This is a genomic window from Citrobacter sp. KTE151 (assembly GCF_000398845.1).
In the GTDB taxonomy this organism is placed as follows: domain Bacteria; phylum Pseudomonadota; class Gammaproteobacteria; order Enterobacterales; family Enterobacteriaceae; genus Citrobacter; species Citrobacter braakii.
Genome location: NZ_KB976059.1, coordinates 99,013 through 125,005 on the forward strand (window position 1 = coordinate 99,013; position 25,993 = coordinate 125,005).

The 25,993-nt window shown below is 49.4% G+C and carries 21 protein-coding genes and 2 pseudogenes; 17 read left to right on the top strand and 6 right to left on the bottom strand.

The annotated features are described in order from the left end of the window. Positions 1–265: 265 nt before the first annotated feature. Positions 266–1,234: pseudogene (locus WC7_RS0124245) on the top strand (IS5-like element IS903B family transposase). Between the two features lie 454 nt (positions 1,235–1,688). Beyond that, entirely contained in the window at positions 1,689–2,597 is a 909-nt protein-coding gene (locus WC7_RS23725; protein ID WP_016151358.1) for an HNH endonuclease, read from the top strand. 387 nt (positions 2,598–2,984) lie between these two features. Here WC7_RS23725 and WC7_RS23720 read toward each other — a convergent pair whose 3' ends face one another. Both WC7_RS23720 and silE read right to left on the bottom strand, forming a co-directional pair. After that, positions 2,985–3,335: a CopM family metallochaperone gene (locus WC7_RS23720; RefSeq protein WP_000694953.1), complete on the bottom strand. Its 351-nt coding sequence runs from the start codon at positions 3,333–3,335 to the stop codon at positions 2,985–2,987. Between the two features lie 143 nt (positions 3,336–3,478). Beyond that, the gene (gene silE, locus WC7_RS23715) at positions 3,479–3,910 is read right to left on the bottom strand and encodes a silver-binding protein SilE (protein WP_000790483.1); all 432 of its coding nucleotides are present in this window, start codon (positions 3,908–3,910) and stop codon (positions 3,479–3,481) included. Between the two features lie 309 nt (positions 3,911–4,219). On the opposite strand from silE, the gene WC7_RS23710 reads away from it, so the two are divergent. Continuing rightward, entirely contained in the window at positions 4,220–5,188 is a 969-nt protein-coding gene (locus WC7_RS23710) for an IS5-like element IS903B family transposase (protein WP_016151359.1), read from the top strand. A 41-nt stretch (positions 5,189–5,229) separates the two neighbouring features. On the opposite strand, the gene silS is transcribed toward WC7_RS23710, so the two are convergent. Together silS and silR are read right to left on the bottom strand one after the other, a co-directional pair. After that, positions 5,230–6,702 carry a copper/silver sensor histidine kinase SilS gene (silS, locus tag WC7_RS23705; RefSeq protein WP_016151360.1) on the bottom strand — a complete coding sequence of 491 codons (1,473 nt, stop codon included), beginning with the start codon at positions 6,700–6,702 and terminating at the stop codon, positions 5,230–5,232. Continuing rightward, positions 6,695–7,375, bottom strand: coding sequence for a copper/silver response regulator transcription factor SilR (gene silR / locus WC7_RS23700; protein ID WP_000697969.1), 681 nt, complete (start codon positions 7,373–7,375; stop codon positions 6,695–6,697). Before silR ends, silS begins: the two co-directional genes overlap by 8 nt. Before the next feature lie 189 nt (positions 7,376–7,564). On the opposite strand from silR, the gene silC reads away from it, so the two are divergent. From silC to WC7_RS23665, 7 genes and pseudogenes are all read left to right on the top strand, one after another. Then, positions 7,565–8,950: a Cu(+)/Ag(+) efflux RND transporter outer membrane channel SilC gene (gene silC / locus WC7_RS23695; RefSeq protein ID WP_016151361.1), complete on the top strand. Its 1,386-nt coding sequence runs from the start codon at positions 7,565–7,567 to the stop codon at positions 8,948–8,950. 28 nt (positions 8,951–8,978) lie between these two features. After that, complete coding sequence (gene cusF / locus WC7_RS23690; RefSeq protein ID WP_004098961.1) at positions 8,979–9,332, top strand: cation efflux system protein CusF; 354 nt, start codon at positions 8,979–8,981, stop codon at positions 9,330–9,332. Between the two features lie 113 nt (positions 9,333–9,445). Then, the gene (gene silB / locus WC7_RS23685) at positions 9,446–10,738 is read left to right on the top strand and encodes a Cu(+)/Ag(+) efflux RND transporter periplasmic adaptor subunit SilB (protein WP_004098959.1); all 1,293 of its coding nucleotides are present in this window, start codon (positions 9,446–9,448) and stop codon (positions 10,736–10,738) included. A 10-nt stretch (positions 10,739–10,748) separates the two neighbouring features. Further along, a complete protein-coding gene (silA, locus tag WC7_RS23680) occupies positions 10,749–13,895 on the top strand; it encodes a Cu(+)/Ag(+) efflux RND transporter permease subunit SilA (protein WP_016151362.1) in 3,147 nt (1,048 codons plus the stop codon). Positions 13,896–13,981: 86 nt separating this feature from the next. Continuing rightward, a complete protein-coding gene (locus tag WC7_RS23675; RefSeq protein WP_016151363.1) occupies positions 13,982–14,422 on the top strand; it encodes a DUF411 domain-containing protein in 441 nt (146 codons plus the stop codon). 97 nt (positions 14,423–14,519) lie between these two features. Beyond that, positions 14,520–16,994, top strand: coding sequence for an Ag(+)-translocating P-type ATPase SilP (silP, locus tag WC7_RS23670; protein WP_155849767.1), 2,475 nt, complete (start codon positions 14,520–14,522; stop codon positions 16,992–16,994). Positions 16,995–17,034: 40 nt separating this feature from the next. Next, positions 17,035–17,226: pseudogene (locus WC7_RS23665) on the top strand (DUF2933 domain-containing protein); the annotation flags it as partial. Positions 17,227–17,264: 38 nt separating this feature from the next. On the opposite strand, the gene WC7_RS23660 reads toward WC7_RS23665, so the two are convergent. Then, a complete protein-coding gene (locus tag WC7_RS23660; RefSeq protein WP_000287501.1) occupies positions 17,265–18,002 on the bottom strand; it encodes a peptidoglycan DD-metalloendopeptidase family protein in 738 nt (245 codons plus the stop codon). Between the two features lie 288 nt (positions 18,003–18,290). Then, entirely contained in the window at positions 18,291–18,740 is a 450-nt protein-coding gene (locus WC7_RS23655) for a hypothetical protein (RefSeq protein WP_016151365.1), read from the bottom strand. A gap of 233 nt (positions 18,741–18,973) precedes the next feature. On the opposite strand from WC7_RS23655, the gene pcoA reads away from it, so the two are divergent. From pcoA to WC7_RS23620, 7 genes are all read left to right on the top strand, one after another. After that, positions 18,974–20,791: a multicopper oxidase PcoA gene (gene pcoA, locus WC7_RS23650; protein WP_000925242.1), complete on the top strand. Its 1,818-nt coding sequence runs from the start codon at positions 18,974–18,976 to the stop codon at positions 20,789–20,791. 5 nt (positions 20,792–20,796) lie between these two features. Further along, positions 20,797–21,687: a copper resistance outer membrane transporter PcoB gene (gene pcoB / locus WC7_RS23645; RefSeq protein ID WP_001378118.1), complete on the top strand. Its 891-nt coding sequence runs from the start codon at positions 20,797–20,799 to the stop codon at positions 21,685–21,687. A 39-nt stretch (positions 21,688–21,726) separates the two neighbouring features. Next, on the top strand, positions 21,727–22,107 hold the full coding sequence (pcoC, locus tag WC7_RS23640) for a copper resistance system metallochaperone PcoC (RefSeq protein ID WP_000025662.1): 381 nt from the start codon (positions 21,727–21,729) through the stop codon (positions 22,105–22,107). 55 nt (positions 22,108–22,162) lie between these two features. Then, a complete protein-coding gene (gene pcoD, locus WC7_RS23635) occupies positions 22,163–23,041 on the top strand; it encodes a copper resistance inner membrane protein PcoD (RefSeq protein WP_080821469.1) in 879 nt (292 codons plus the stop codon). Between the two features lie 54 nt (positions 23,042–23,095). Beyond that, positions 23,096–23,776, top strand: a complete 681-nt coding sequence (pcoR, locus tag WC7_RS23630; RefSeq protein WP_001188930.1) for a copper response regulator transcription factor PcoR — start codon at positions 23,096–23,098, stop codon at positions 23,774–23,776. Next, the gene (gene pcoS, locus WC7_RS23625; RefSeq protein WP_002436614.1) at positions 23,773–25,173 is read left to right on the top strand and encodes a copper resistance membrane spanning protein PcoS; all 1,401 of its coding nucleotides are present in this window, start codon (positions 23,773–23,775) and stop codon (positions 25,171–25,173) included. Before pcoR ends, pcoS begins: the two co-directional genes overlap by 4 nt. 215 nt (positions 25,174–25,388) lie before the next feature. Next, positions 25,389–25,823, top strand: coding sequence for a hypothetical protein (locus WC7_RS23620; protein WP_016151366.1), 435 nt, complete (start codon positions 25,389–25,391; stop codon positions 25,821–25,823). Positions 25,824–25,993 lie beyond the last annotated feature (170 nt).

Sequence of the window (25,993 nt, forward strand, 5' to 3'; positions counted from 1 at the left end):
TGTACAAAGTATATATGCAGATGAAAAGGTGTTTGGATCTGACTGAGTGTAATTATAGTTCACGACTTATCTGCCAGCGGCTGAACTTCAGGTACAGGAATTCACGTTTATCACTCGTACCAGACTCTCCGGAGGACCAGGGGAATGACCGGGTCTGTTACGGTGAGGGAATCTGTAAACCTCAGGATTTTTGCCGGGAAAGTACGTATAACTGCTATCTTGATTAGTAAATGGGCTTTGTTGAATAAATCGAACTTTTGCTGAGTTGAAGGATCAGATCACGCATCTTCCCGACAACGCAGACCGTTCCGTGGCAAAGCAAAAGTTCAAAATCACCAACTGGCCCACCTACAATAAAGCCCTCATCAACCGTGGCTCCATAACTTTCTGGCTGGATGATGAAGCTATTCAGGCCTGGTATGAGTCAGCAACACCTTCTTCACGAGGCAGACCTCAGCGCTATTCTGACCTTGCCATCACGACTGTGCTGGTCATTAAACGCGTATTCAGGCTGACCCTGCGCGCTGCGCAGGGCTTTATTGATTCCATTTTTTCTCTGATGAACGTTCCGCTACGCTGCCCGGATTACAGCTGTGTCAGCAGGCGGGCAAAGTCGGTTAATGTCAGTTTCAAAACGCCCACCCGGGGTGAAATCGCACACCTGGTAATTGATTCCACCGGGCTGAAGGTCTTCGGTGAAGGCGAGTGGAAAGTCAAAAAGCATGGCCAGGAACGCCGTCGTATATGGCGAAAGTTGCATCTGGCAGTTGACAGCAACACACATGAAATCATCTGTGCAGACCTGTCGCTGAACAATGTGACGGACTCAGAAGCCTTCCCGGGTCTTATCCGGCAGACTCACAGAAAAATCAGGGCAGCAGCGGCAGACGGCGCTTACGACACCCGGCTCTGTCACGATGAACTGCGGCGTAAGAAAATCAGCGCGCTTATCCCTCCCCGAAAAGGTGCAGGTTACTGACCCGGTGAATATGCAGACCGTAACCGTGTAGTGGCTAATCAGCGAATGACCGGGAGTAATGCGCGGTGGAAATGGACAACAGATTACAACCGTCGCTCGATAGCGGAAACGGCGATGTACCGGGTAAAACAGCTGTTCGGGGGTTCACTGACGCTGCGTGACTACGATGGTCAGGTTGCGGAGGCTATGGCCCTGGTACGAGCGCTGAACAAAATGACGAAAGCAGGTATGCCTGAAAGCGTGCGTATTGCCTGAAAACACAACCCGCTACGGGGGAGACTTACCCGAAATCTGATTTATTCAACAAAGCCTAGTAAATGTTAAAATTTGTAGGTATCCACCCGTTAAACAAAATGATTAATATTTAAAAATACTCGTTGAACACCCGTGCCGTAATAATGAAGTACATTAAAAACGTTATCCGGTCATGTGAAGCTGAGACCGTCTCTTCGTCATGTAAAATGCCGTACTTTCTTTGTCGTGAAGAATGACCGGGTTAAGTCCATAAGGTTGAGAGGAAGTCTGCTGATGTGATACGCTCAAGGCGAGATTTATCTCAGTGAGAACTCACGGCAACAAAAAGTTTTTGGACAACAAAACACAAAGTTGTTTTGGACTGTAGGAGTCCAAGAGACAATGACATTAGATACAACGCCGTGTAACGGATTTTACATTATTACAAAGCCTGTGTTACAAGAGAGTTATGGACATGATTGAAAAAATATGTGAAGTAATTGATGGTGAATACGTCTGTGATATAGATATTAGCGTTGAAGAATGGAAGATTTTATTAAGGGATAAAAAAGTTTTTGATGACAAAAGTATTGCAGCGTTAAAAAAATGGTTCATTGAGCCAGACCATTCCTGTACATGTTTCGATATCGGCAAGAAGTACGACCTGCACAGTATGAGTGCTAATGGTGTAATCAATGGGTTGGGTGGAAGAGTTCAGAAGCAGCTTGGCCGATTCGAGGTTAAAGGAGTCGGAAAGATTGCTTCCGGGACAAAATTCATTACAGTCATGAAAAGTAGAGAAATTAAAGGAAACCCAAAGCGAAATTTATGGACTATCCGTGAAGAACTTGTTCAGGCAATAAAAGAACTAGATTTTTTTAGTACGAACGAAAGCTCAAGCATTGATTTTTACTCAGATAATGATTTGATCACTGCTCTAGAAGAAAGTAATCACTTTGACGTTACTCAGACATTTGAGTATAGCGAAAAAGCGAAACCTAAGAAAGCTGCAATAGAAGTCAAAAATGGACTCTCATACCCAAGAAGTAAATCTTTTTCAAAAAATGCGCTTAACAAAGCTGATTATAAATGTGAAATTAATTGCGACCATCCAACGTTCAGAAGGCGAAACTCTCCTCTAAATTACACAGAACCTCATCACATTGTCCCGATGTCAAAGCAAGACTATTTTGAGAATTCACTGGATGTGGAAGAGAATATCATATCACTATGTTGCAACTGCCATAAACAAATTCATCTTGGCAAGGGGTTTGAAGATATGTTGAGGAAAATATATGCCGAGCGGAAAGATGTATTAAAAAAAGCGGGAATCGAGATATTATTAGAGGATTTGATTCTTTTTTACAAGATGGAAGGTAATTAATCTTCGAGAAGATGCATGCTTATTTTTATTTTTTAGCAATGAATGTGAAATACTGCCTGACTATCAATCCTGTCATGTGGTTCAGATTTATGGGGGAGGATTTTAATATTTTACCAGCATGGCATGTCGATCAATCGGTTAAGTATAGCGCCAAGTAACCAGACGGATTTTCCCTCTCAGGCGGGAGTCGTTATCCATCGTCCAGTACCTGATTAAAAGTAGGAGTAATTACAAGAAAATTAAATTGTATGACTATTATTTCCGTTCAGAAAAGAAAGTTACATTAAAAACCCGAAATTATTCGGGTTTTTAATTAGTTAAGTGCTATATATTTTCGTGTCCGGGGGTACCCCTAAGAGGGTGCGCAAGACAACACTCCAGTGTTCATTATTTATGACTGTCAAGCCATTTATTCATCTGCTCAATTTCACCTTTTTGAGCTTTAATGATGTCCTGCGCAAGCTTTCTCATTTCGGGATCTTTTCCGTATTTGAGCTCGGTCTCAGCCATTGCGATTGCCCCTTCATGGTGTGCGATCATACCTTTTGCAAAGGCCTTATCGGGATTGGATTCATTAACGGCGGCCATCATTTTTTCATGCATATTTTTCATGCCAGCCATATATTCCTGTGATGATGCCGATGAGTGCATATCTGACATTTTCATTTCCGAATGTTCAGCAGAAATGGCTGGCAGGGATAACATTAATATTACAAAAAGGGTGTTTTTGATTTTCATATAATAATTCCTTTCAGACAGGTACCGGTTAAGTGTAGCTGAGTCAGACAAAAAAGCCCCCTGACGGGGGGCAAAAATGTAGCAACGTTGTTTCAGGAAAATCTATCAGGGAAAAGGTAACAGCACGGATACTACCGTCGCATTCAGCCTGCATTGATCATGCGGCGGTGCGCTTCGGCCATGGCCTGATGTGGGCCGGATTGCCCGTTATTCATGAATTCATGGGCAACCGCTGCTCTTTCATGCTCATTCATCGCCGCGTAAGACGTTGACGGGACGGTCGTGGATACCGTGTTATTTCCCATCATCTTCTGATGACTTTCCACCATTTTCTGGTGCGCATCCGCCGAGCCGTTCGTCATGGTCTCATGAGCAATAATGGCCTGTTCATGCTGGTCCATACCGGTCATACGAGGAGCAGTCCCCTGGATCCCGACAGGAGCCGCAGCAGACTGCATCTGGTGAGCAGGAGCCTGTGCATTGTTGACGCGATCATGGATATTCACGGTTTCAGTGGCCCAGGCCGATGAAATTAAACCAAAGCCCAGCAAAGATGCTAATACGATATTTTTCATGATAACTCTCCATTTCTGAATTAGTGATGTCCGGGGAAGTACAACCGGTGTTTTCAGTTCCATAACTGAAACAAGTTCGGCAGCGTTTATTTCTCCGGAAGAGGGCTGGATATTCATTTCCTGGCGTACTCTGACGCCGGGTATTGATGAAGCAATCCAGCCTTCCTGATAAGTTGCACTAATTATATCGAATGGCTTCTGTTTGCTGCATGACAGGCTAATGACATCTTTGTCATTTACATCTTTATTTTCAGCATTGGGTTTCCGGGATCATTTTGGCTTTGTTGAATAAATCGAACTTTTGCTGAGTTGAAGGATCAGATCACGCATCTTCCCGACAACGCAGACCGTTCCGTGGCAAAGCAAAAGTTCAAAATCACCAACTGGCCCACCTACAATAAAGCCCTCATCAACCGTGGCTCCATAACTTTCTGGCTGGATGATGAAGCTATTCAGGCCTGGTATGAGTCAGCAACACCTTCTTCACGAGGCAGACCTCAGCGCTATTCTGACCTTGCCATCACGACTGTGCTGGTCATTAAACGCGTATTCAGGCTGACCCTGCGCGCTGCGCAGGGCTTTATTGATTCCATTTTTTCTCTGATGAACGTTCCGCTACGCTGCCCGGATTACAGCTGTGTCAGCAGGCGGGCAAAGTCGGTTAATGTCAGTTTCAAAACGCCCACCCGGGGTGAAATCGCACACCTGGTAATTGATTCCACCGGGCTGAAGGTCTTCGGTGAAGGCGAGTGGAAAGTCAAAAAGCATGGCCAGGAACGCCGTCGTATATGGCGAAAGTTGCATCTGGCAGTTGACAGCAACACACATGAAATCATCTGTGCAGACCTGTCGCTGAACAATGTGACGGACTCAGAAGCCTTCCCGGGTCTTATCCGGCAGACTCACAGAAAAATCAGGGCAGCAGCGGCAGACGGCGCTTACGACACCCGGCTCTGTCACGATGAACTGCGGCGTAAGAAAATCAGCGCGCTTATCCCTCCCCGAAAAGGTGCAGGTTACTGGCCCGGTGAATATGCAGACCGTAACCGTGCAGTGGCTAATCAGCGAATGACCGGGAGTAATGCGCGGTGGAAATGGACAACAGATTACAACCGTCGCTCGATAGCGGAAACGGCGATGTACCGGGTAAAACAGCTGTTCGGGGGTTCACTGACGCTGCGTGACTACGATGGTCAGGTTGCGGAGGCTATGGCCCTGGTACGAGCGCTGAACAAAATGACGAAAGCAGGTATGCCTGAAAGCGTGCGTATTGCCTGAAAACACAACCCGCTACGGGGGAGACTTACCCGAAATCTGATTTATTCAACAAAGCCGATCATTTTCTCCAGTCTGGGCACGGATAAGATAAAACGCGTGGAGCGTACGTCTGATTCCACCTGCACTCTTCCGTGATGTGCTTCCACGATTGACTTCACAATCGCAAGGCCGATGCCGCTGCCTTCTCCTTTTCGTTGTCTGGATGGATCCACCCGATAAAAACGGTCAAACAGCCTTGATAAATGTTCTTCAGGGATCGGTTTCCCCGGATTTTCAATCACAAGGTCAAAAAAGCTCTCCTGCTCTCTTATTGAGACGGTGATTGCCTGTCCCTCCGGGGTATAACGCAGGGCATTGGATAACAGATTATTGATCGCCCTTCTGAACATTTGTGGATCTCCCTCAACCAGGCAGGGCATCCCGTTAAATTTGAGCGTGATATTGCGTTCTTCGGCCCAGGCTTCGAAAAACTCGAAGACTTTCATGACTTCCGCTCTGAGGTCAAACATGACCCTGTCAGGTATCAGCTGATTATTATCTGCCTGTGCCAGGAACAGCATATCGCTGACCATTTTGGTCATCCGGTTATACTCTTCAAGACTGGAATAGAGGACATCCTCAAGTTCCCTCTGTGTTCGATCCTGACTCAGTGCGATTTCAGTCTGCGTCACCAGATTGGTGATGGGCGTTCTGATCTCATGCGCGATATCGGCAGAGAAATTGGCCTGGCGGGTAAAGACATCCTCAATCTTTCCAATCATATGATTGAACGAGATAACCAGTTGCTCCAGCTCAATGGGAACGCGTGTCGGTTCCAGTCGCGCATCAAGATTCTCGGAGGTGATGTTTTTAATGGCATTGCTGACATTACGAAGGGGCAGGTGCCCCTGACGGACAGCGATTCGAATGATCAGAACAATCAACAGGCTTATCACGACGGCAATCGCAATCAGGTTCTTTTTCAGCGCATCGAGGTAATGGAGATGGAAATTAATGGATAGGCCAGTCAGCATGACATAGTTCTGCTGTTTGCCCTGAAATATCGCCTGACCAGAGGAGGCGATAATCCTGTATGTTTCCATCTTCATTTCGGACCCGGTATCCATCGGTCCCGCAGGATCCTCCACCGTCCAGAGAAAGACATCCCGTGCGCGGCTGTGCTCGCTAAAATCTGCTGAATTCACTGCCGGGCGTAGTGCCGCCCCCTGAGCTGAGCTAAAGAGCACTTCACCCCTGGGATTGAGGAGCAAAAGGGCAACGTTGCGGTAGCTGGCAATTGATTCCTTTATTTTGCTTATTTTTTTATCATCCGGATCCACCGGGGACTGCAGTATACGGTTCAGTGTGGTGCTGATTTGTTGAAGATCGCTGACATCCTGCTCGGCAAAATGATTTTCAACAGAATGCAGCATAAACCAGGTGAAGGCGATAAAAGCCAGTATCGTGGACAGGCTGATAAAAAAGGTCAGCCGCAGAGCGAGTGAGAAAGGGCGTCTGGAAGGTTTGCTATGCATCCGGGACCTCCAGCATGTAGCCCACGCCCCGGACTGTCTGGATCAGCTTTGTCCCGTAATCGTTGTCTATTTTAGCGCGGAGTCGCTTTACTGCGACATCGATCGCATTAGTGTCGCTGTCAAAATTCATGTCCCAGACCTGAGAGGCAATCAGGGAGCGGGGAAGAACCTCTCCCTGATGGCGAATGAAGAATTCCAGCAGGCTGAACTCTTTACTGGTGAGCACAATGCGGTTTCCGGCGCGACTGACTTTTCTGGATACGAGATCAATCGAGAGGTCAGCCACCTTAAACTGGCTTTCCGTGATCATCGTGTTTCCCCGCCTCAGAAGGGTTCTCACCCGGGCGAGCAGTTCGGCAAACGCAAAGGGTTTAACCAGATAATCGTCCGCACCCAGTTCCAGTCCTTTGACCCTATGTTCGATCGTGCCGAGGGCTGTCAGCAGTAAGACCGGCATACCCTTTCCGGCAGTGCGCAGCATGCGGATGATATCCCAGCCGTTCACATCAGGTAGCATGATATCCAGAATGACTAAATCATACTCGGCTGTCATGGCGAGATGATATCCGGTAAGACCATTATCAGCGTGATCCACTACGAACCCTGCCTCTGTAAGCCCTTTGCTGAGATATTCACCTGTTTTAATTTCGTCTTCGACGATCAATATTTTCATCTTGCTCCCCGGCTGGCTGCTAATGTCATTCTATTGCGCCCACGATCGTTATCAACGGATTACAGCAAAAATGACAACATTGTCATTATCCTGTCACCCGGCAAACAGAGAGCGTTAGGTAAAGTACCCCTATCAATACTCTGGACTTCATTTGAACCATTTACCAGGTCTGCCTGGACGAGAAGCGTTATGTTCAAATTAAAATTACTCAGCATTAGCACGATATTCATCCTGGCAGGCTGCGTGTCGCTTGCGCCTGAATATCAGCGGCCCGCAGCACCGGTACCCCAGCAGTTTTCACTGTCCCATAACAGCCTGACGCCAGCGGTAAATGGCTATCAGGATACGGGCTGGCGTAACTTTTTTGTCGATCCCCAGGTTACCCGGTTGATCGGTGAAGCTCTGACTAATAACCGTGATTTGAGAATGGCTGCCCTGAAGGTTGAAGAGGCCCGAGCCCAGTTCAACGTCACGGATGCAGATCGTTATCCCCAGCTGAATGCCTCATCCGGGATAACATACAGCGGTGGTCTGAAAGGTGACAAGCCGACCACACAGGAGTACGACACGAGACTGGAGCTCAGCTATGAGCTCGATTTTTTCGGCAAACTTAAGAACATGAGTGATGCTGACCGCCAGAACTACTTTGCCAGCGAAGAAGCCCGTCGGGCCGTACACATCCTGCTGGTCTCCAACGTTTCACAGAGCTATTTCAGCCAGCAACTGGCGTACGAACAACTCCGTATTGCGCGGGAAACGCTGAAAAATTATGAACAGTCCTATGCTTTCGTTGAGCAACAGCTCGTGACCGGGAGTACGAACGTTCTGGCACTTGAACAGGCGAGAGGACAAATCGAAAGTACCCGCGCCGAAATAGCCAAACGAGAAGGCGATCTGGCTCAGGCAAACAATGCCCTGCAACTGGTGCTTGGAACGTACCGCGCAGTTCCGTCAGAAAAAGGGATGAAAGGTGGGGAGATCGCACCAGTAAAATTGCCACCAAATCTGTCGTCACAAATATTGCTGCAGCGTCCGGATATTATGGAAGCGGAATACCAGTTGAAAGCGGCTGATGCCAATATTGGCGCAGCGCGAGCGGCTTTTTTCCCGTCCATTACCCTGACCAGTGGTCTCTCCTCAAGCAGTACGGAGCTGTCCAGCCTCTTTACGTCAGGAAGTGGAATGTGGAATTTTATTCCTAAAATTGAAATTCCTATATTTAATGCTGGCAGGAACAAAGCCAATCTGAAGCTGGCTGAAATTCGCCAGCAACAGTCGGTGGTTAATTACGAACAAAAAATTCAGTCAGCCTTTAAGGATGTTTCCGACACGCTTGCGCTGCGCGACAGCCTTAGCCAGCAACTTGAGTCACAGCAGCGTTATCTTGATTCACTACAGATAACTCTACAGCGTGCCAGAGGATTGTATGCAAGTGGTGCTGTCAGTTACATCGAAGTGCTGGATGCAGAACGTTCCCTCTTCGCGACGCAGCAAACCATTCTCGATCTTACCTATTCCCGACAGGTTAACGAAATTAATCTGTTTACCGCGCTGGGTGGCGGTTGGGTAGAGTAAATTTATTCAATTAATCAGGAAATTAAAAATGCGTAATTCACTTAAAGCCGTTTTATTTGGTGCCTTCTCTGTCATGTTTTCTGCCGGTCTTCATGCTGAAACACATCAGCATGGCGATATGAATGCTGCCAGTGATGCTTCGGTACAGCAGGTTATCAAGGGCACCGGTATCGTTAAAGAAATTGATATGAATAGTAAAAAGATCACCATTTCGCACGAAGCAATCCCTGCGGTGGGCTGGCCTGCAATGACCATGCGCTTCACTTTTGTTAATGCAGACGACGCTATCAATGCCCTGAAAACCGGCAACCATGTCGATTTCTCGTTTATTCAGCAGGGCAATATCTCCTTACTCAAAAGCATTAACGTTACGCAATCCTGATTGACTGTCCGGAGCGAATACATCCAGTGCGTCTGAACATTCATTAAGGGATTACTGTGAATGAATGATCGGCCGCATATGCCAGGTGTTTTGATTTTTCAGCGAGAAATTGTATGGCTTCTTTAAAGATAAAATATGCTGCAATAATTATCAGCAGCCTCATAGCAGGAGGGCTGATATCGGTTACTGCCTGGCAGTATGTAAACTCATCACAAAAAACAGTACAAACCGAACAAAAGGCACCCGAGCGAAAGGTACTTTTCTGGTATGACCCGATGAAACCGGATACCAAATTTGATAAACCCGGAAAATCTCCCTTTATGGATATGGACCTGGTGCCAAAATATGCTGATGAAAGCGGCGATAAAAGCAGTGGCGGGATCCGTATCGATCCAACGCAGGTTCAGAATCTGGGATTAAAAACGCAAAAAGTCACGCGAGGAATGCTGAATTATTCTCAGACAATCCCGGCTAATGTCAGTTACAACGAGTATCAGTTTGTCATTGTGCAGGCGCGCTCTGACGGTTTCGTCGAAAAAGTGTATCCCCTGACGATTGGCGATCATGTGAAGAAAGGCACTCCGCTTATCGATATCACCATTCCTGAATGGGTTGAGGCACAAAGTGAGTTCCTGCTGTTATCCGGTACAGGCGGTACGTCAACCCAGATAAAAGGGGTTCTGGAGCGACTTCGTCTGGCTGGTATGCCGGAAGAGGATATTCAAAGGCTGCGTTCAACCCGCACAATCCAGACCCGTTTTACCATTAAAGCACCTATTGATGGTGTCATTACTGCGTTTGACCTGCGCACCGGCATGAATATTTCGAAAGATAAAGTAGTGGCTCAGATTCAGGGGATGGACCCGGTCTGGATCAGCGCTGCAGTGCCAGAATCTATCGCATATCTGCTGAAAGATACGTCGCAGTTTGAAATTTCGGTACCGGCTTATCCGGATAAAACATTCCATGTCGAAAAATGGAACATTCTTCCCAGCGTGGATCAGACAACCCGTACGCTTCAGGTCCGTCTCCAGGTTTCTAATAAGGATGAGTTTCTCAAGCCGGGCATGAATGCCTATCTGAAACTGAATACCAAGAGCCAGGAGATGCTGCTGATACCAAGCCAGGCCGTTATCGATACCGGCAAAGAACAGCGCGTGATTACTGTTGATGATGAAGGCAAGTTTGTGCCGAAACAGATCCACGTTCTGCATGAATCACAGCAACAGTCCGGCATCGGTTCCGGCCTGAATGAAGGCGATACCGTGGTGGTCAGTGGCCTGTTCCTCATTGACTCCGAAGCCAATATTACGGGCGCGCTGGAACGTATGCGCCACCCTGAAAAAACAGAAAGCAGTATGCCAGCAATGTCTGACCAGCCTGTAAATATGCATTCAGGGCACTGAGGAGACGACGATGATTGAATGGATTATCCGGCGCTCTGTCGCCAACCGTTTCCTGGTCATGATGGGGGCCCTGTTTCTCAGCATCTGGGGTACATGGACGATTATTAACACGCCGGTCGATGCCTTGCCTGACCTGTCAGATGTGCAGGTCATTATTAAAACCAGCTATCCCGGCCAGGCCCCGCAGATTGTAGAAAACCAGGTCACCTATCCACTTACCACCACCATGCTCTCCGTACCTGGCGCAAAAACTGTGCGTGGTTTTTCACAGTTCGGTGATTCGTATGTATATGTCATTTTTGAAGACGGCACCGATCTGTACTGGGCCCGTTCCCGCGTGCTGGAATATCTGAATCAGGTTCAGGGAAAACTGCCCGCCGGGGTGAGTTCTGAAATCGGTCCGGATGCCACGGGTGTGGGCTGGATTTTTGAATATGCCCTTGTCGATCGCAGCGGAAAACACGACCTTTCAGAACTGCGTTCTCTGCAGGACTGGTTCCTGAAATTTGAGCTGAAAACCATCCCGAACGTGGCTGAGGTCGCTTCGGTTGGCGGCGTGGTGAAACAGTACCAGATTCAGGTCAATCCGGTAAAACTGTCCCAGTACGGTATCAGCCTGCCCGAAGTAAAACAGGCCCTTGAATCGTCTAACCAGGAGGCCGGTGGCTCATCCGTTGAAATGGCCGAAGCGGAGTATATGGTCCGTGCCAGCGGTTATCTTCAGAGCATCGACGATTTTAATAACATCGTCCTGAAAACAGGCGAGAACGGCGTGCCGGTTTATCTGCGGGATGTTGCCCGCGTGCAGACCGGGCCCGAAATGCGGCGTGGTATTGCCGAGCTGAACGGCCAGGGAGAAGTTGCAGGCGGCGTGGTGATCCTGCGATCGGGTAAAAATGCGCGCGACGTTATCACGGCAGTGAGGGATAAACTTGAGACGCTGAAGGCCAGCCTGCCTGAAGGCGTTGAAATCGTGACCACCTACGATCGCAGCCAGTTAATCGACCGGGCAATTGATAACCTCAGCTCCAAACTTCTGGAAGAGTTTATCGTGGTGGCCATCGTCTGTGCCCTGTTCCTGTGGCACGTTCGTTCTGCCCTGGTGGCGATTATCTCCCTGCCGCTTGGCCTGTGTATCGCCTTTATCGTCATGCACTTCCAGGGACTTAACGCCAATATCATGTCTCTGGGAGGAATAGCGATTGCCGTCGGTGCGATGGTGGATGCCGCCATTGTGATGATTGAGAATGCGCATAAACGGCTTGAGGAGTGGGATCACCAGCATCCGGGTGAGCAGATTGACAACGCCACCCGCTGGAAGGTGATTACCGACGCCTCCGTGGAAGTGGGACCCGCACTGTTTATCAGCCTGCTGATCATCACCCTGTCCTTTATTCCTATCTTTACCCTGGAAGGTCAGGAAGGACGTCTGTTTGGACCGCTGGCATTCACGAAAACGTACTCCATGGCTGGCGCGGCCGCGCTGGCCATCATCGTCATTCCGATTCTGATGGGATTCTGGATCCGGGGGAAAATTCCTGCCGAGACCAGTAACCCCCTGAACCGGATGCTGATAAAAGCGTATCATCCATTACTATTGCGGGTCCTCCACTGGCCAAAAACAACCCTGCTGGTTGCGGCCTTGTCCATTTTCACCGTTATCTGGCCACTGAGTCAGGTGGGTGGTGAGTTTCTGCCAAAGATTAACGAGGGCGACCTGTTGTATATGCCGTCGACCCTGCCGGGCGTCTCTCCGGCAGAAGCTGCAGCGCTCCTGCAGACGACGGACAAGTTAATCAAAAGCGTTCCTGAAGTGGCCTCTGTATTTGGCAAGACTGGTAAAGCAGAGACCGCAACGGATTCCGCACCGCTCGAAATGGTTGAAACCACGATCCAGCTCAAACCTGAGGATCAGTGGCGTCCTGGCATGACGATTGACAAGATTATTGAAGAACTCGACAGGACCGTCCGTTTACCGGGGCTGGCAAACCTCTGGGTGCCGCCAATCCGTAACCGTATTGATATGCTCTCAACCGGGATCAAAAGCCCGATAGGTATCAAGGTGTCCGGAACGGTTCTGTCCGATATCGATGCAACGGCGCAGAGTATCGAAGCGGTAGCCAAAACGGTACCGGGCGTGGTGTCTGCCCTGGCTGAGCGACTTGAGGGTGGGCGCTACATCGATATCGATATCAACCGGGAAAAAGCTTCCCGCTACGGAATGACGGTGGGCGATGTGCAGCTGTTCATCTCATCAGCCATCGGCGGCGCGACGGTAGGGGAAACGGTTGAAGGCGTGGCCCGGTACCCGATTAATATCCGCTATCCGCAGGATTACCGGAACAGCCCGCAGGCTCTGAAACAGATGCCGATCCTGACCCCGATGAAGCAGCAGATCACGCTGGGCGATGTTGCGGATATTAAGGTCGTTTCAGGACCGACTATGCTGAAAACGGAAAATGCCCGTCCAGCCAGCTGGATTTACATTGACGCGCGCGGCAGGGATATGGTGTCGGTGGTTAATGACATTAAAACGGCGATCAGTCAGAAAGTGAAACTGAGACCGGGTACCAGCGTGTCATTCTCCGGACAGTTTGAACTGCTTGAGCATGCCAACAAGAAACTGAAGCTGATGGTGCCGATGACGGTGATGATCATCTTCATCCTGTTGTATCTGGCATTCCGCCGGGTTGATGAAGCCCTGCTGATCCTGATGAGCCTGCCGTTCGCCCTGGTTGGCGGGATATGGTTCCTGTACTGGCAGGGCTTCCATATGTCTGTCGCAACCGGAACGGGGTTTATCGCTCTGGCCGGGGTGGCAGCAGAGTTTGGCGTGGTCATGCTGATGTATCTGCGTCATGCCATTGAAGTGCACCCGGAATTGTCCCGTAAAGAGACGTTCACACCGGAAGGTCTTGATGAAGCCCTCTATCATGGTGCCGTGCTGCGTGTCCGGCCGAAAGCCATGACCGTGGCGGTGATCATTGCGGGTCTGCTGCCAATACTCTGGGGAACCGGTGCAGGTTCAGAAGTCATGAGCCGTATCGCGGCACCCATGATTGGTGGGATGATCACGGCTCCGCTGCTGTCCCTGTTCATAATTCCTGCCGCCTACAAATTAATCTGGCTGCGCAGACATAAAAAAAGCGTGTCATAACCCTGTAAGGGCATCCTCTGTGGGTGCCCTTCTGTACTGATTCATCCTGACGTCAGGGGTTATATCGATAATATACAGAGGTGAGTATGAAAAAAGTGGTCCTGGTGGCCCTGGCTCTCGGCCTTTCACTGCCCGCAATGGCGAGTGAAAAAGTGATTGATATGTACAAATCTGAAAACTGTGGCTGTTGTTCCCTGTGGGGCAAGGCGATGGAAAAAGACGGGTTTGAAGTGCGAACTCACGTCATGAATGATCAGGCGCTGTCAGCCCTGAAAGAAAAGCATGCTGTACCTGCGGGATTACGAAGTTGTCATACCGCGGTAGCAGGTAATTTGATCATTGAAGGCCATGTGCCTGCGACAACGATACACAAGGCAATGCAGTCTGGTTCGGGTATATACGGTCTCGCCACCCCCGGTATGCCAGCAGGAAGCCCGGGAATGGAGATGGGGTCCCGAAAAGAGGCTTACGATGTTATCGCATTCTCACCGGATGGAGCTAAAAAAGTCTTCCAGCGAATCGAATAGTCAGCGGAACGGCTGATAACAGGACGCCGGCAGCAGGCTCTCTTATGTCGGCGACATTCGTGGTAATCGCATCCATGACATACCCTGAAGACAGAAGATGCTTCAGGTATGCATAAGGAGAGTTACTGTGAAAAATGACAATGCAGTGGAACACAACAACCAGACTGCTTCTGAACAGACATTATCCCCGGACGAGAGTCACGTAGTGCAGAAGGTGAGAGATCCCGTGTGCGGGATGGCTATCCTGTCCAACAAGGCACACAGCAGCATGCGATACCAGGACCATCAGCTTTATTTCTGCTCCGCCAGCTGTGAGAGCAAATTTAAAGCCCATCCCGATCGGTATCTTACCGAAGATGCCAGTGAATATTCCCATCACCATCACGATCACCACGAAGTCAGCCCTGATAAGATAAAACAGTCTCACCGCCAGGCGGAGAAAGAGAATTCTGAAGGTGTGTGGACATGTCCGATGCATCCGGAGATACGCCGTAGTGGTCCTGGAAGCTGTCCTGTCTGTGGAATGGCACTGGAGCCGCTCGTAGCCACGGCATCCACGGGGCAGAGTGATGAACTTCGCGACATGACAAGACGCTTCTGGCTGGGGTTGTTGCTGGCGTTTCCGGTTCTGGTTCTCGAAATGGGATCTCATCTGTTTCCCGCGCTGAGGAATACAGTATCACCACAGTACAACACATGGCTGCAGCTGCTTCTGGCCTCTCCTGTCGTGTTGTGGTGTGGCTGGCCATTCTTCGCCCGGGCCGGAATGTCGTTACGTAACCGCTCCCTGAATATGTTTACCCTTGTTGCAATGGGGACCGGCGTAGCCTGGGTTTACAGCGTCATTGCAACCGTCTTCCCCTCCTGGTTTCCTGCATCGTTCAGAAACATGGATGGCCTGGTGGCCGTTTATTTTGAAGCCGCAGCAGTTATTACGGTGCTTGTTCTGCTGGGACAGGTTCTTGAGCTGCGGGCACGGGAACAAACCTCAGGCGCCATTACTGCGCTTCTGAACCTTGCCCCCAAAACCGCCAGACGGCTGGATCATGACGGTCATGAAACGGATATTAATGCGGAAGATGTCCTGCCTGGCGATAAGCTCCGCATCAGACCTGGAGAGAGTATTCCGGTCGACGGTATCGTGGTCGAAGGCAAAACAACCGTTGATGAATCGATGGTGACCGGGGAATCTATGCCTGTTACCAAAACGGAGGGTGACCCTGTCATCGGGGGGACCATTAATCAGACAGGTAGTCTTATCATCCGTGCAGAGAAAGTCGGTGATGAAACGATGCTCTCACGAATTGTTCAGATGGTCGCTGATGCACAGCGTTCGCGGGCCCCCATCCAGAGAATGGCTGACAGCGTTTCAGGCTGGTTTGTTCCTCTGGTGATACTTATCGCGGTTGTTGCTTTCATGATCTGGTCTGTCTGGGGGCCCGAGCCCAGGATGGCGCACGGTCTCATTGCGGCTGTGTCGGTCCTGATTATTGCCTGTCCCTGCGCGCTGGGGCTGGCCACGCCGATGTCGATAATGGTGGGGGTGGGCAAAGGAGCCCAGGCCGGGGTGTTAATCAAGAATGCCGAAGCCCTTGAGCGTCTTGAAAAAGTGGACACGCTGGTTGTCGACAAAACAGGCACGCTCACGGAAGGTTCGCCGACGGTGACAGGGATTATCAGTCTCAATCCGGGTGGGGAAACATCTCTTTTGCGTGTAACGGCCGCAGTGGAAAAAGGCTCGCAGCATCCGCTGGGTATGGCAGTAGTTAAAGCAGCACAGGAAAAGGGGATCGCAATACCCGCAGTCACTCATTTCAATGCGCCGTCGGGTAAAGGTGTCTCAGGCGATGTCGAAGGTCAACGGGTTGTTATTGGTAATGAACTGGCTATGCAGGAAAACAGTATCGTTATTGATAATCAAAAGGCCGTTGCGGATACGTTGCGGATGGAAGGTGCTACCGTTATCTATGTGGCCACAGACGGGCACCTTGCAGGCCTGATAGCTATCTCGGATCCCGTGAAAGCAACCACGCCGGATGCGCTTAAAGCTTTGCGTCAGGCGGGGATCCGCATCGTTATGCTCACCGGGGATAACCAGCTTACCGCTGAAGCAGTCGCACGGAAACTGGGAATAGATGAGGTTGAAGCCGGGATTCTGCCGGATGGCAAAAAAGCAGTGATAACCCGACTGAAAGCGTCTGGCCATGTGGTTGCGATGGCCGGAGACGGTGTGAATGATGCCCCGGCGCTGGCAGCGGCTGACGTGGGAATAGCCATGGGAACGGGTACAGATGTGGCAATTGAAAGTGCCGGAGTCACCCTTCTCAAAGGCGACTTGATGATACTGAACAGGGCCCGTCATCTGTCAGAAATCACCATGAAAAATATCCGACAGAATCTGTTTTTTGCATTTATCTACAACGCACTTGGCGTGCCTGTGGCTGCAGGCCTGCTTTATCCTGTGTATGGAATACTGCTGTCGCCAGTTATTGCGGCGGCGGCCATGGCTCTTTCCTCCGTCAGCGTCATTGTGAATGCGTTGCGTCTGAAAAGTGTCAGGCTCGGGAAATAACACTGAGTGAAGGGGCTGTTACGAACAGAAGGAGTCCAGTATGAAAAGTACCACCTATGCGCTTATTGCTGTCGCCGCGATCGCGGCATTTGCCCTCCTGCGCGAACACTGGTCACATGTGGCAGGTTACTGGCCATATCTGTTATTGCTGGTCTGCCCGCTAATGCATCTTTTCCACGGCCACGGAGGGCATGGAGATCATCAACATCAAGGAAGTGAAAACGATAAAAAAATTAATCCGGCAGACGGGGCCGCGTCGCGGCCCCGTTATCAGTCCAGGTATCGTTCGTAGTCTCTGGCATGCGCAAAGGCATGCTGTTCAAGTTTGTTATCAGCGGGTGCCGCTGCCCGGAACGCCAGTGAGTTAACAGGATTGTTATTGATGACCAGCTCGTAATGCAGATGAGGACCGGATGAACGTCCGCTGTTACCGGATAACGCAATAGCGCCTCCCCGGGTAACCCTGGCCCCTTTAGTAACGAGTATTTTATTGAGGTGGAGATAGCGAGTTTTAACACCGGCTTTTCCTGTTACTTCAACAAAATATCCCATGGTGCTGTTGTATTCGGCCCGGGTGATTTTTCCGTCGATGACGCTGACTATTTTCGTGTTCATGGGCATGGAATAATCAATGCCATTATGGGGACTCACTTTTCCCGATACCGGGTTAAGTCTTGCAGGATTGAAAGGCGAACTGAGTCTTGCTGTGGCCGGTAACGGATAATCGAGACTGCCTTTCCCGGAAGTATCGGAAAGGTTATAGAACTTTTTATCTGATATACGATACGCCGTGTAATTAAATGAACCGGACGTAAATTTATAGGCCACGACACGTGATTTTCCCGCTTTCTTTTGCAGTACGAGTTTTAATGATTCATTTTTTTTCAAATGCCGCAGATTAAACCGGGAAGGCAAGGAGCGCTGAAGAGTAGCGATCTCGTTCGATTCCAGCCCCGAGCGGGTGGCTGAAAGGTAGGCATTTTCTTTTACGACATCGGTAGAATACATTTACTGGAATTCGCCGTTAGCATGAACACTGCGGCGTATGCTAGGGGTTTTCAGGAGGCGTGTCATCTGTCAGTTAATCGGGAGCACCGTTGATGGTCGTCATTTTTGTAACATATCTTGTTTCCCGTTTGCTCCTGAAGCTCTGGGAACTGTATGACCAGCCCGACGGTGATGATTAACGGGACTGAAACAGGTTACGGCAGAGCAATATGGGGCTCATGTCCTGCTACGTAACCCGTCAGTAAAGCCCTGCTGCGCACCTGACGCTAAGCACTAACCCGCCTGCAGTTACCTGGTCGAATACAGCCCGCGAAGCTTTCTTGCCTGCGTCTGATGTGCTTCCGCACCGGCATTATTGACCTGCTCATGCACGAGAGCGGCTTTTTCTCCGGCATTCAGTTCGTTAAAAGAAGAAGACGAGGTCTTTGAATTTGCATCACTGCCGGACAGCATTTTTTTATGTTCCTCAATCATTTTCTGATGCACATAGGACGCGCTGTTGTTCATAAATGAATGAGCAACAATGGCCCTTTCATGTTCATTCATTTCAGAGAATGAGGGCGTGTTGTTTTTATTAACCCTGTCCGGTAAGTTTTCATGCGTCGAGGAGTTCACATGACTGACGGCTGAGGCATTATTAACAAATCGATGTGCTTCATGGGCAATATCACTGGACTGAGCAAAAGCTGCCCCACAAAATAAAGCTGTAAACGCAGTGGTCGTGATTAATATATTCATGTGTAATTACCTTCTGAGGTACATAAAAGATGTCCTTATGATCATATATAAAAAAATCAACCTGTGGGGAAGATGACGTAAATGTAATACAGCCACGTACATTACACGATTGTAATGAATTTGTTTCTTAAGGTGTGCTAGATTCATTTCATTGTAAGTGGATGAACCAGTAATTTAATTTAAATCGGTTCTCGAATTCTGTCAGTAACCATACTTTAAATAAGGGAATGCGCATGCTGTTGAAAACGTCTCGACGAACTTTCCTGAAGGGGTTAACCCTCTCTGGCGTAGCCGGAAGTCTTGGCGTATGGAGTTTCAATGCGCGTTCCAGTCTGAGCCTGCCAGTTGCCGCATCCCTGCAGGGTACTCAGTTTGACCTGACCATTGGTGAAACGGCCGTCAATATCACGGGCAGTGAGCGTCAGGCCAAAACAATCAATGGAGGCCTGCCGGGGCCCGTTCTTCGCTGGAAAGAAGGTGACACCATTACCCTGAAGGTCAAAAACCGTCTTAATGAACAGACGTCCATTCACTGGCACGGCATTATTCTTCCGGCCAATATGGATGGTGTTCCGGGGCTGAGTTTTATGGGCATAGAGCCTGATGATACCTACGTTTACACCTTTAAGGTTAAGCAGAACGGGACTTACTGGTACCACAGCCATTCCGGTCTGCAGGAACAGGAGGGGGTATACGGTGCCATTATCATCGATGCCAGGGAGCCAGAACCGTTTGCTTACGATCGTGAGCATGTGGTCATGTTGTCTGACTGGACCGATGAAAATCCTCACAGCCTGCTGAAAAAATTAAAAAAACAGTCGGATTACTACAATTTCAATAAACCAACCGTTGGCTCTTTTTTCCGCGACGTGAATACCAGGGGGCTGTCAGCCACCATTGCCGATCGGAAAATGTGGGCTGAAATGAAAATGAATCCGACTGACCTCGCGGATGTCAGTGGCTACACCTACACCTATCTCATGAACGGGCAGGCCCCGCTGAAAAACTGGACCGGACTGTTCCGTCCCGGTGAAAAGATACGCTTACGGTTTATCAACGGCTCGGCAATGACCTATTTCGATATCCGTATCCCCGGGCTGAAAATGACGGTCGTGGCTGCAGATGGCCAGTATGTAAACCCGGTTACCGTTGACGAATTCAGGATTGCCGTTGCCGAAACCTATGATGTCATTGTGGAGCCTCAGGGTGAGGCCTATACCATCTTCGCACAATCCATGGACAGGACCGGTTACGCTCGAGGGACACTGGCCACGAGAGAGGGGTTAAGTGCTGCCGTTCCCCCCCTCGATCCCCGTCCTCTGTTGACCATGGAAGATATGGGTATGGGGGGAATGGGACATGATATGGCAGGAATGGACCACAGCCAGATGGGAGGCATGGATAACAGCGGAGAGATGATGTCTATGGACGGTGCTGACCTTCCGGATAGCGGGACATCCTCCGCGCCCATGGATCACAGCAGCATGGCCGGTATGGATCATTCCCGGATGGCCGGAATGCCGGGTATGCAAAGTCATCCTGCGTCAGAAACGGATAACCCACTGGTTGATATGCAGGCGATGAGCGTCTCTCCGAAATTAAATGATCCGGGTATTGGTCTTCGAAATAACGGAAGAAAGGTTCTCACGTACGCGGATTTGAAAAGCCGCTTTGAGGATCCTGACGGACGTGAACCTGGCCGTACCATAGAACTGCATTTAACCGGCCACATGGAAAAGTTTGCCTGGTCATTTAACGGAATCAAGTTTTCAGATGCCGCACCGGTGCTGCTGAAATACGGTGAGCGGCTCAGGATCACGCTGATCAACGATACCATGATGACTCACCCCATTCACCTGCATGGTATGTGGAGCGATCTGGAAGATGAAAACGGTAATTTCATGGTTCGTAAACACACAATAGATGTTCCCCCTGGTACAAAACGCAGTTACAGAGTGACAGCAGATGCGCTTGGCCGCTGGGCGTATCACTGCCATTTGCTCTATCACATGGAAATGGGAATGTTTCGTGAAGTCCGGGTGGAGGAATGATGCGAATGAAGAGAAATTTGAAGGCCATACCTGTTCTGGTCGCCGGTTTGTTTACCTCACAGCTTTCTATTGCGGCGGGCTCCGTCTCTGCAGATCCCCACGCCGGGCACGACATGTCTGCCATGCAGATGCCAGCAGATGAGAATTTCACTGAGATGACGTCAATGGAGCCCATTGTAACTGAGAGCAGAACGCCAATTCCGCCTGTTACCGATGCCGACCGGAAGGCTGCATTCGGCAATTTACAGGGGCATGCGATTCACGACAGTGCGATTAATTATCTGGTTCTGCTGGATCAACTGGAATGGCAACGGTCGGATAACACCAACAATTTCAGCTGGAGTGTTAACAGCTGGATTGGAGGCGACACAGATCGGATTTGGCTAAAGAGTGAAGGTGAACGAAGCAATGGGGAAACGGAGGCGGCTGAAGCGCAGTTACTCTGGGGACATGCGGTTGGCCCATGGTGGGATTTGGTTGCGGGTGTCAGGCAGGATTTCAGACCTGCTTCTGCCCGGACCTGGGCTGCTGTCGGTTTTCAGGGGCTGGCACTCTATAATTTTGAGTCTGAAATTACGGGTTTTGTCAGTAATGGCGGAAAAGCAGCCCTTCGTCTGGGAGGAGAATACGACGTTTTACTGACTAACCGGCTCATACTCCAGCCATCCTATGAGGTGAATTTCTACAGTCAGGATGATGAATCGCGGGGTCGCGGCAGGGGACTGACTGACACAGAGCTGGGGCTCCGGCTGCGCTATGAAATACGCCGTGAGTTTGCACCCTATATAGGCGTTTCCTGGAATCAACTTTACGGGAAAACATCCGATATGGCGAAAAGAGAAGGTGAGAAAGACCATCAGGTAGTATTCCTGGCGGGAGCCAGAATCTGGTTTTAACGCACTGATATAAAACACTCAACTAAACAGGTAAATAAAATGTCGATTTTAAATAAAGCCATTCTTACAGGTGGCCTCGTTATGGGCGTTGCTTTCTCTGCTATGGCCCATCCGGAATTAAAAAGCTCTGTGCCACAGGCTGATTCAGCCGTAGCGGCCCCGGAAAAGATTCAGCTTAATTTCTCGGAAAATCTGACCGTGAAATTCTCAGGTGCAAAATTAACGATGACGGGTATGAAAGGCATGTCATCACATTCTCCGATGCCGGTCGCGGCAAAAGTGGCGCCAGGCGCTGACCCTAAATCGATGGTCATTATTCCGCGAGAGCCTTTACCCGCTGGCACTTATCGTGTTGACTGGCGCGCGGTTTCTTCAGATACGCACCCTATTACCGGTAATTACACCTTTACAGTGAAGTAATATTATGAACGACCTGATTATGATTGTTATTCGTTTTCTTCTTTATCTGGATTTGATGGTAATATTTGGATTGCCATTTTTTCAGATATATGGAATAAGCGGTGTCAGACATGAAACCTATAACCTGACTAATTTCAGGTCGTTTATAACCTTTGCTGTTGTTACAGGCATCATTCTTACTGGCATTAATATGCTCCTGGTATCTAATGCCATGAGTGGAGTAACTGACCTCAGAGAATTATCCATCCATGTTATCGAGATGGTGATAGAAGAAACTGATGTGGGTATTAGCTGGATTGTCAGGCTCTGTGCCCTGTTTACCACACTCGGTGCTTTGTTCCTTTACACTAATAAGAGAGTATTGTCCTGCCTGCTGATGACGATGAGTGGGGGCGTGGCGCTGGCTACACTTGCCTGGGGAGGACACGCCGTTATGCATGACGGTCTGCATTACTATCTCCATTTACTGAGCGATCTGACCCATCTCGGCGCTGCAGGTGCCTGGACAGGTGCTCTGGTTGCATTTGCTATCCTGCTGATGCGCAGAAACGAGCATAATGCACAGAGCGTCATTGTGATATCTGACTCCCTGGCAAAATTTGCCACGGCAGGAACGGTGATTGTTGTAGCCCTGATCCTGAGTGCGCTGGTCAACTATCTGTATATTGCTGAGGGTAACTTAACTCCCTTATTCAACAGTTCCTGGGGGAGGATATTGCTTGCCAAGACGGCTCTGTTTGTTCTGATGCTTCTTCTGGCTGCAGCAAACCGGTTTCACCTGGGTCCCCGGCTTGAAGTTATGGTCAGGGAAGGGAATTATGATCGCAGCGTTGCCCTGATGCGAAACAGCATCCTGACAGAATTCGTTGTTGCGATTATCATTCTGGGCGCCGTAGCGTGGCTTGGAATGCTTGCTCCGTCTCAGATCAGCTAGGGGACAGCCAAAGCTTATGCGTGATATTTTTACTTTCATATCAGCGAGTTGACCATGCAGCGTATTTTAATCGTTGAAGACGAACAAAAAACAGGTCGTTACCTGCAGCAGGGACTGGTTGAGGAAGGCTATCAGGCCGATCTCTTTAATAATGGCCGCGATGGTCTCGGGGCCGCGTCGAAGGGACAGTATGATTTGATAATACTGGACGTGATGCTGCCTTTCCTCGACGGGTGGCAAATCATCAGCGCACTGAGGGAGTCCGGGCACGAAGAACCGGTCCTGTTTTTAACCGCAAAGGACAACGTGCGGGACAAAGTGAAAGGACTGGAGCTTGGCGCAGATGACTACCTGATTAAGCCCTTTGATTTTACGGAGCTGGTTGCACGTGTAAGAACCCTACTGCGCCGGGCACGCTCGCAGGCCGCAACAGTCTGCACCATCGCCGATATGACCGTTGATATGGTGCGCCGGACCGTGATCCGTTCGGGGAAGAAGATCCATCTCACCGGTAAAGAATACGTTCTGCTTGAGTTGCTGCTGCAACGCACCGGAGAAGTGTTACCCAGGAGTCTTATCTCGTCCCTGGTCTGGAACATGAATTTTGACAGTGATACGAATGTGATTGATGTCGCCGTGAGACGTCTGAGAAGTAAAATTGATGATGACTTTGAGCCAAAACTGATCCATACCGTTCGCGGTGCCGGATATGTCCTGGAGATCAGAGAAGAGTGAGGTTCAAAATTTCCCTGACCACACGCCTGAGCCTGATTTTTTCTGCGGTGATGCTTACGGTATGGTGGTTATCAAGTTTTATCCTGATTAGCACCCTGAATGGCTATTTCGATAATCAGGACCGCGATTTTCTGACAGGTAAACTTCAGCTCACCGAAGAGTTTCTTAAAACAGAGACGTTCAGGAACAAAACGGATATTAAGTCATTATCAGAAAAAATAAACGATGCGATGGTGGGGCACAATGGCTTATTCATTTCTATAAAAAACATGGAAAATGAAAAAATTGTTGAACTCTATGCCAAAAATTCTGTTGTTCCAGCGGTCCTGCTTAATAAGTCGGGTGATATTCTCGACTATATGATCCAGACGGAAGAAAATAACACCGTGTACCGCAGTATCTCGCGGCGGGTTGCCGTGACGCCGGAACAGGGTAAAAGCAAACATGTCATCATTACGGTTGCCACGGATACTGGGTATCACACCCTGTTTATGGACAAACTCAGTACCTGGCTGTTCTGGTTCAATATCGGTCTGGTCTTTATTTCTGTTTTTCTGGGCTGGCTGACCACACGTATTGGTCTGAAACCGCTACGGGAAATGACCAGTCTGGCTTCCTCCATGACCGTACACAGCCTGGATCAGCGTCTAAATCCCGATCTGGCTCCGCCGGAAATCTCTGAGACCATGCAGGAGTTCAATAATATGTTTGATCGCCTGGAGGGGGCATTCCGGAAACTGTCAGATTTCTCGTCTGACATCGCGCATGAGCTGCGCACACCAGTCAGTAATCTGATGATGCAGACGCAGTTTGCACTGGCTAAGGAAAGGGATGTTTCGCATTACCGCGAAATTTTATTCGCTAACCTGGAAGAACTGAAAAGGTTGTCACGAATGACCAGTGACATGCTTTTTCTGGCACGTTCAGAGCATGGTCTGCTGCGGCTGGATAAACATGATGTGGATCTGGCAGCCGAACTGAATGAATTACGTGAGTTGTTCGAGCCCCTGGCAGACGAAACAGGAAAGACAATCACGGTTGAAGGAGAGGGCGTTGTTGCCGGAGACAGCGATATGCTCCGACGTGCTTTCAGTAACCTGCTTTCCAATGCAATCAAGTATTCTCCCGATAACACCTGTACAGCGATACACCTTGAGCGTGACAGTGACTGTGTGAACGTGATGATTACGAATACGATGTCCGGCCAGGTTCCCGCTAATCTGGAACGTTTGTTTGACCGGTTCTATCGCGCAGACTCATCAAGGTTCTACAACACGGAAGGCGCGGGGCTGGGATTATCAATTACAAGGTCGATCATTCATGCTCACGGCGGCGAGCTGTCAGCAGAACAGCAGGGGCGGGAAATTGTGTTCAGTGTGCGTCTGTTAATGGATTAATACCGTTATTCAGGAGAAACCCGGAAGGTGACAAAAATGTCATCGTTCAGTCACGCGATAAACAGAGGCGGTTTTTTATAATCAGCCATAAATCAGGACAGCGTGATAATTCAATCGCCCGGTTCCTGGCGTGATGATCAACCAGCCCTGAGATCAAATGCTTTCTCTGTTATAAGCATTGATTGTTCGGGTATGAAAACACCGGAGACCCAACCATGAAAAAGATCCTTGTATCCTTTATTGCCATGATGGCTGTCGCTTCATCTGCCTGGGCTGCAGAGACAATGAACATGCATGACCAGGTAAATAATGCCCAGGCGCCTGCCCATCAGATGCAATCATCCGCTGAAAAAAGTGCAGTTCAGGGGGAGAGCATGAAAATGATGGATATGAGCGGTCACGATCAGGCCGCAATGTCCCATGAAATGATGCAAAACGGCAATTCTGCTGCCCATCAGGACATGGCTGAAATGCATAAAAAAATGATGAAATCCAAACCTGAGAACACCCAAGAAACTGCTAAGCCATTTTCCGAAATGAACGAGCATGAGAAAGCCGCTGTTGTGCATGAGAAGGCGAATAATGGTCTATCTTCCGTTATTCATCAGCAGCAGGCTGAAAAGCATCGCAGCCAGATCACCCAGAATTAACCCGCAGCTCCACTTGTCAGACCCTCATTTGACGCCGAAGTCACTGGCTTACGCTCCCGTCCGGGAGCGTTTTTTTCCCATATATCAAACTTTAACTCTGAAGAGGTGGAAGTATCTGACCAACACTGTCACGTAACGCCAGATAACTACAAAAACACCTCAGGTGAACG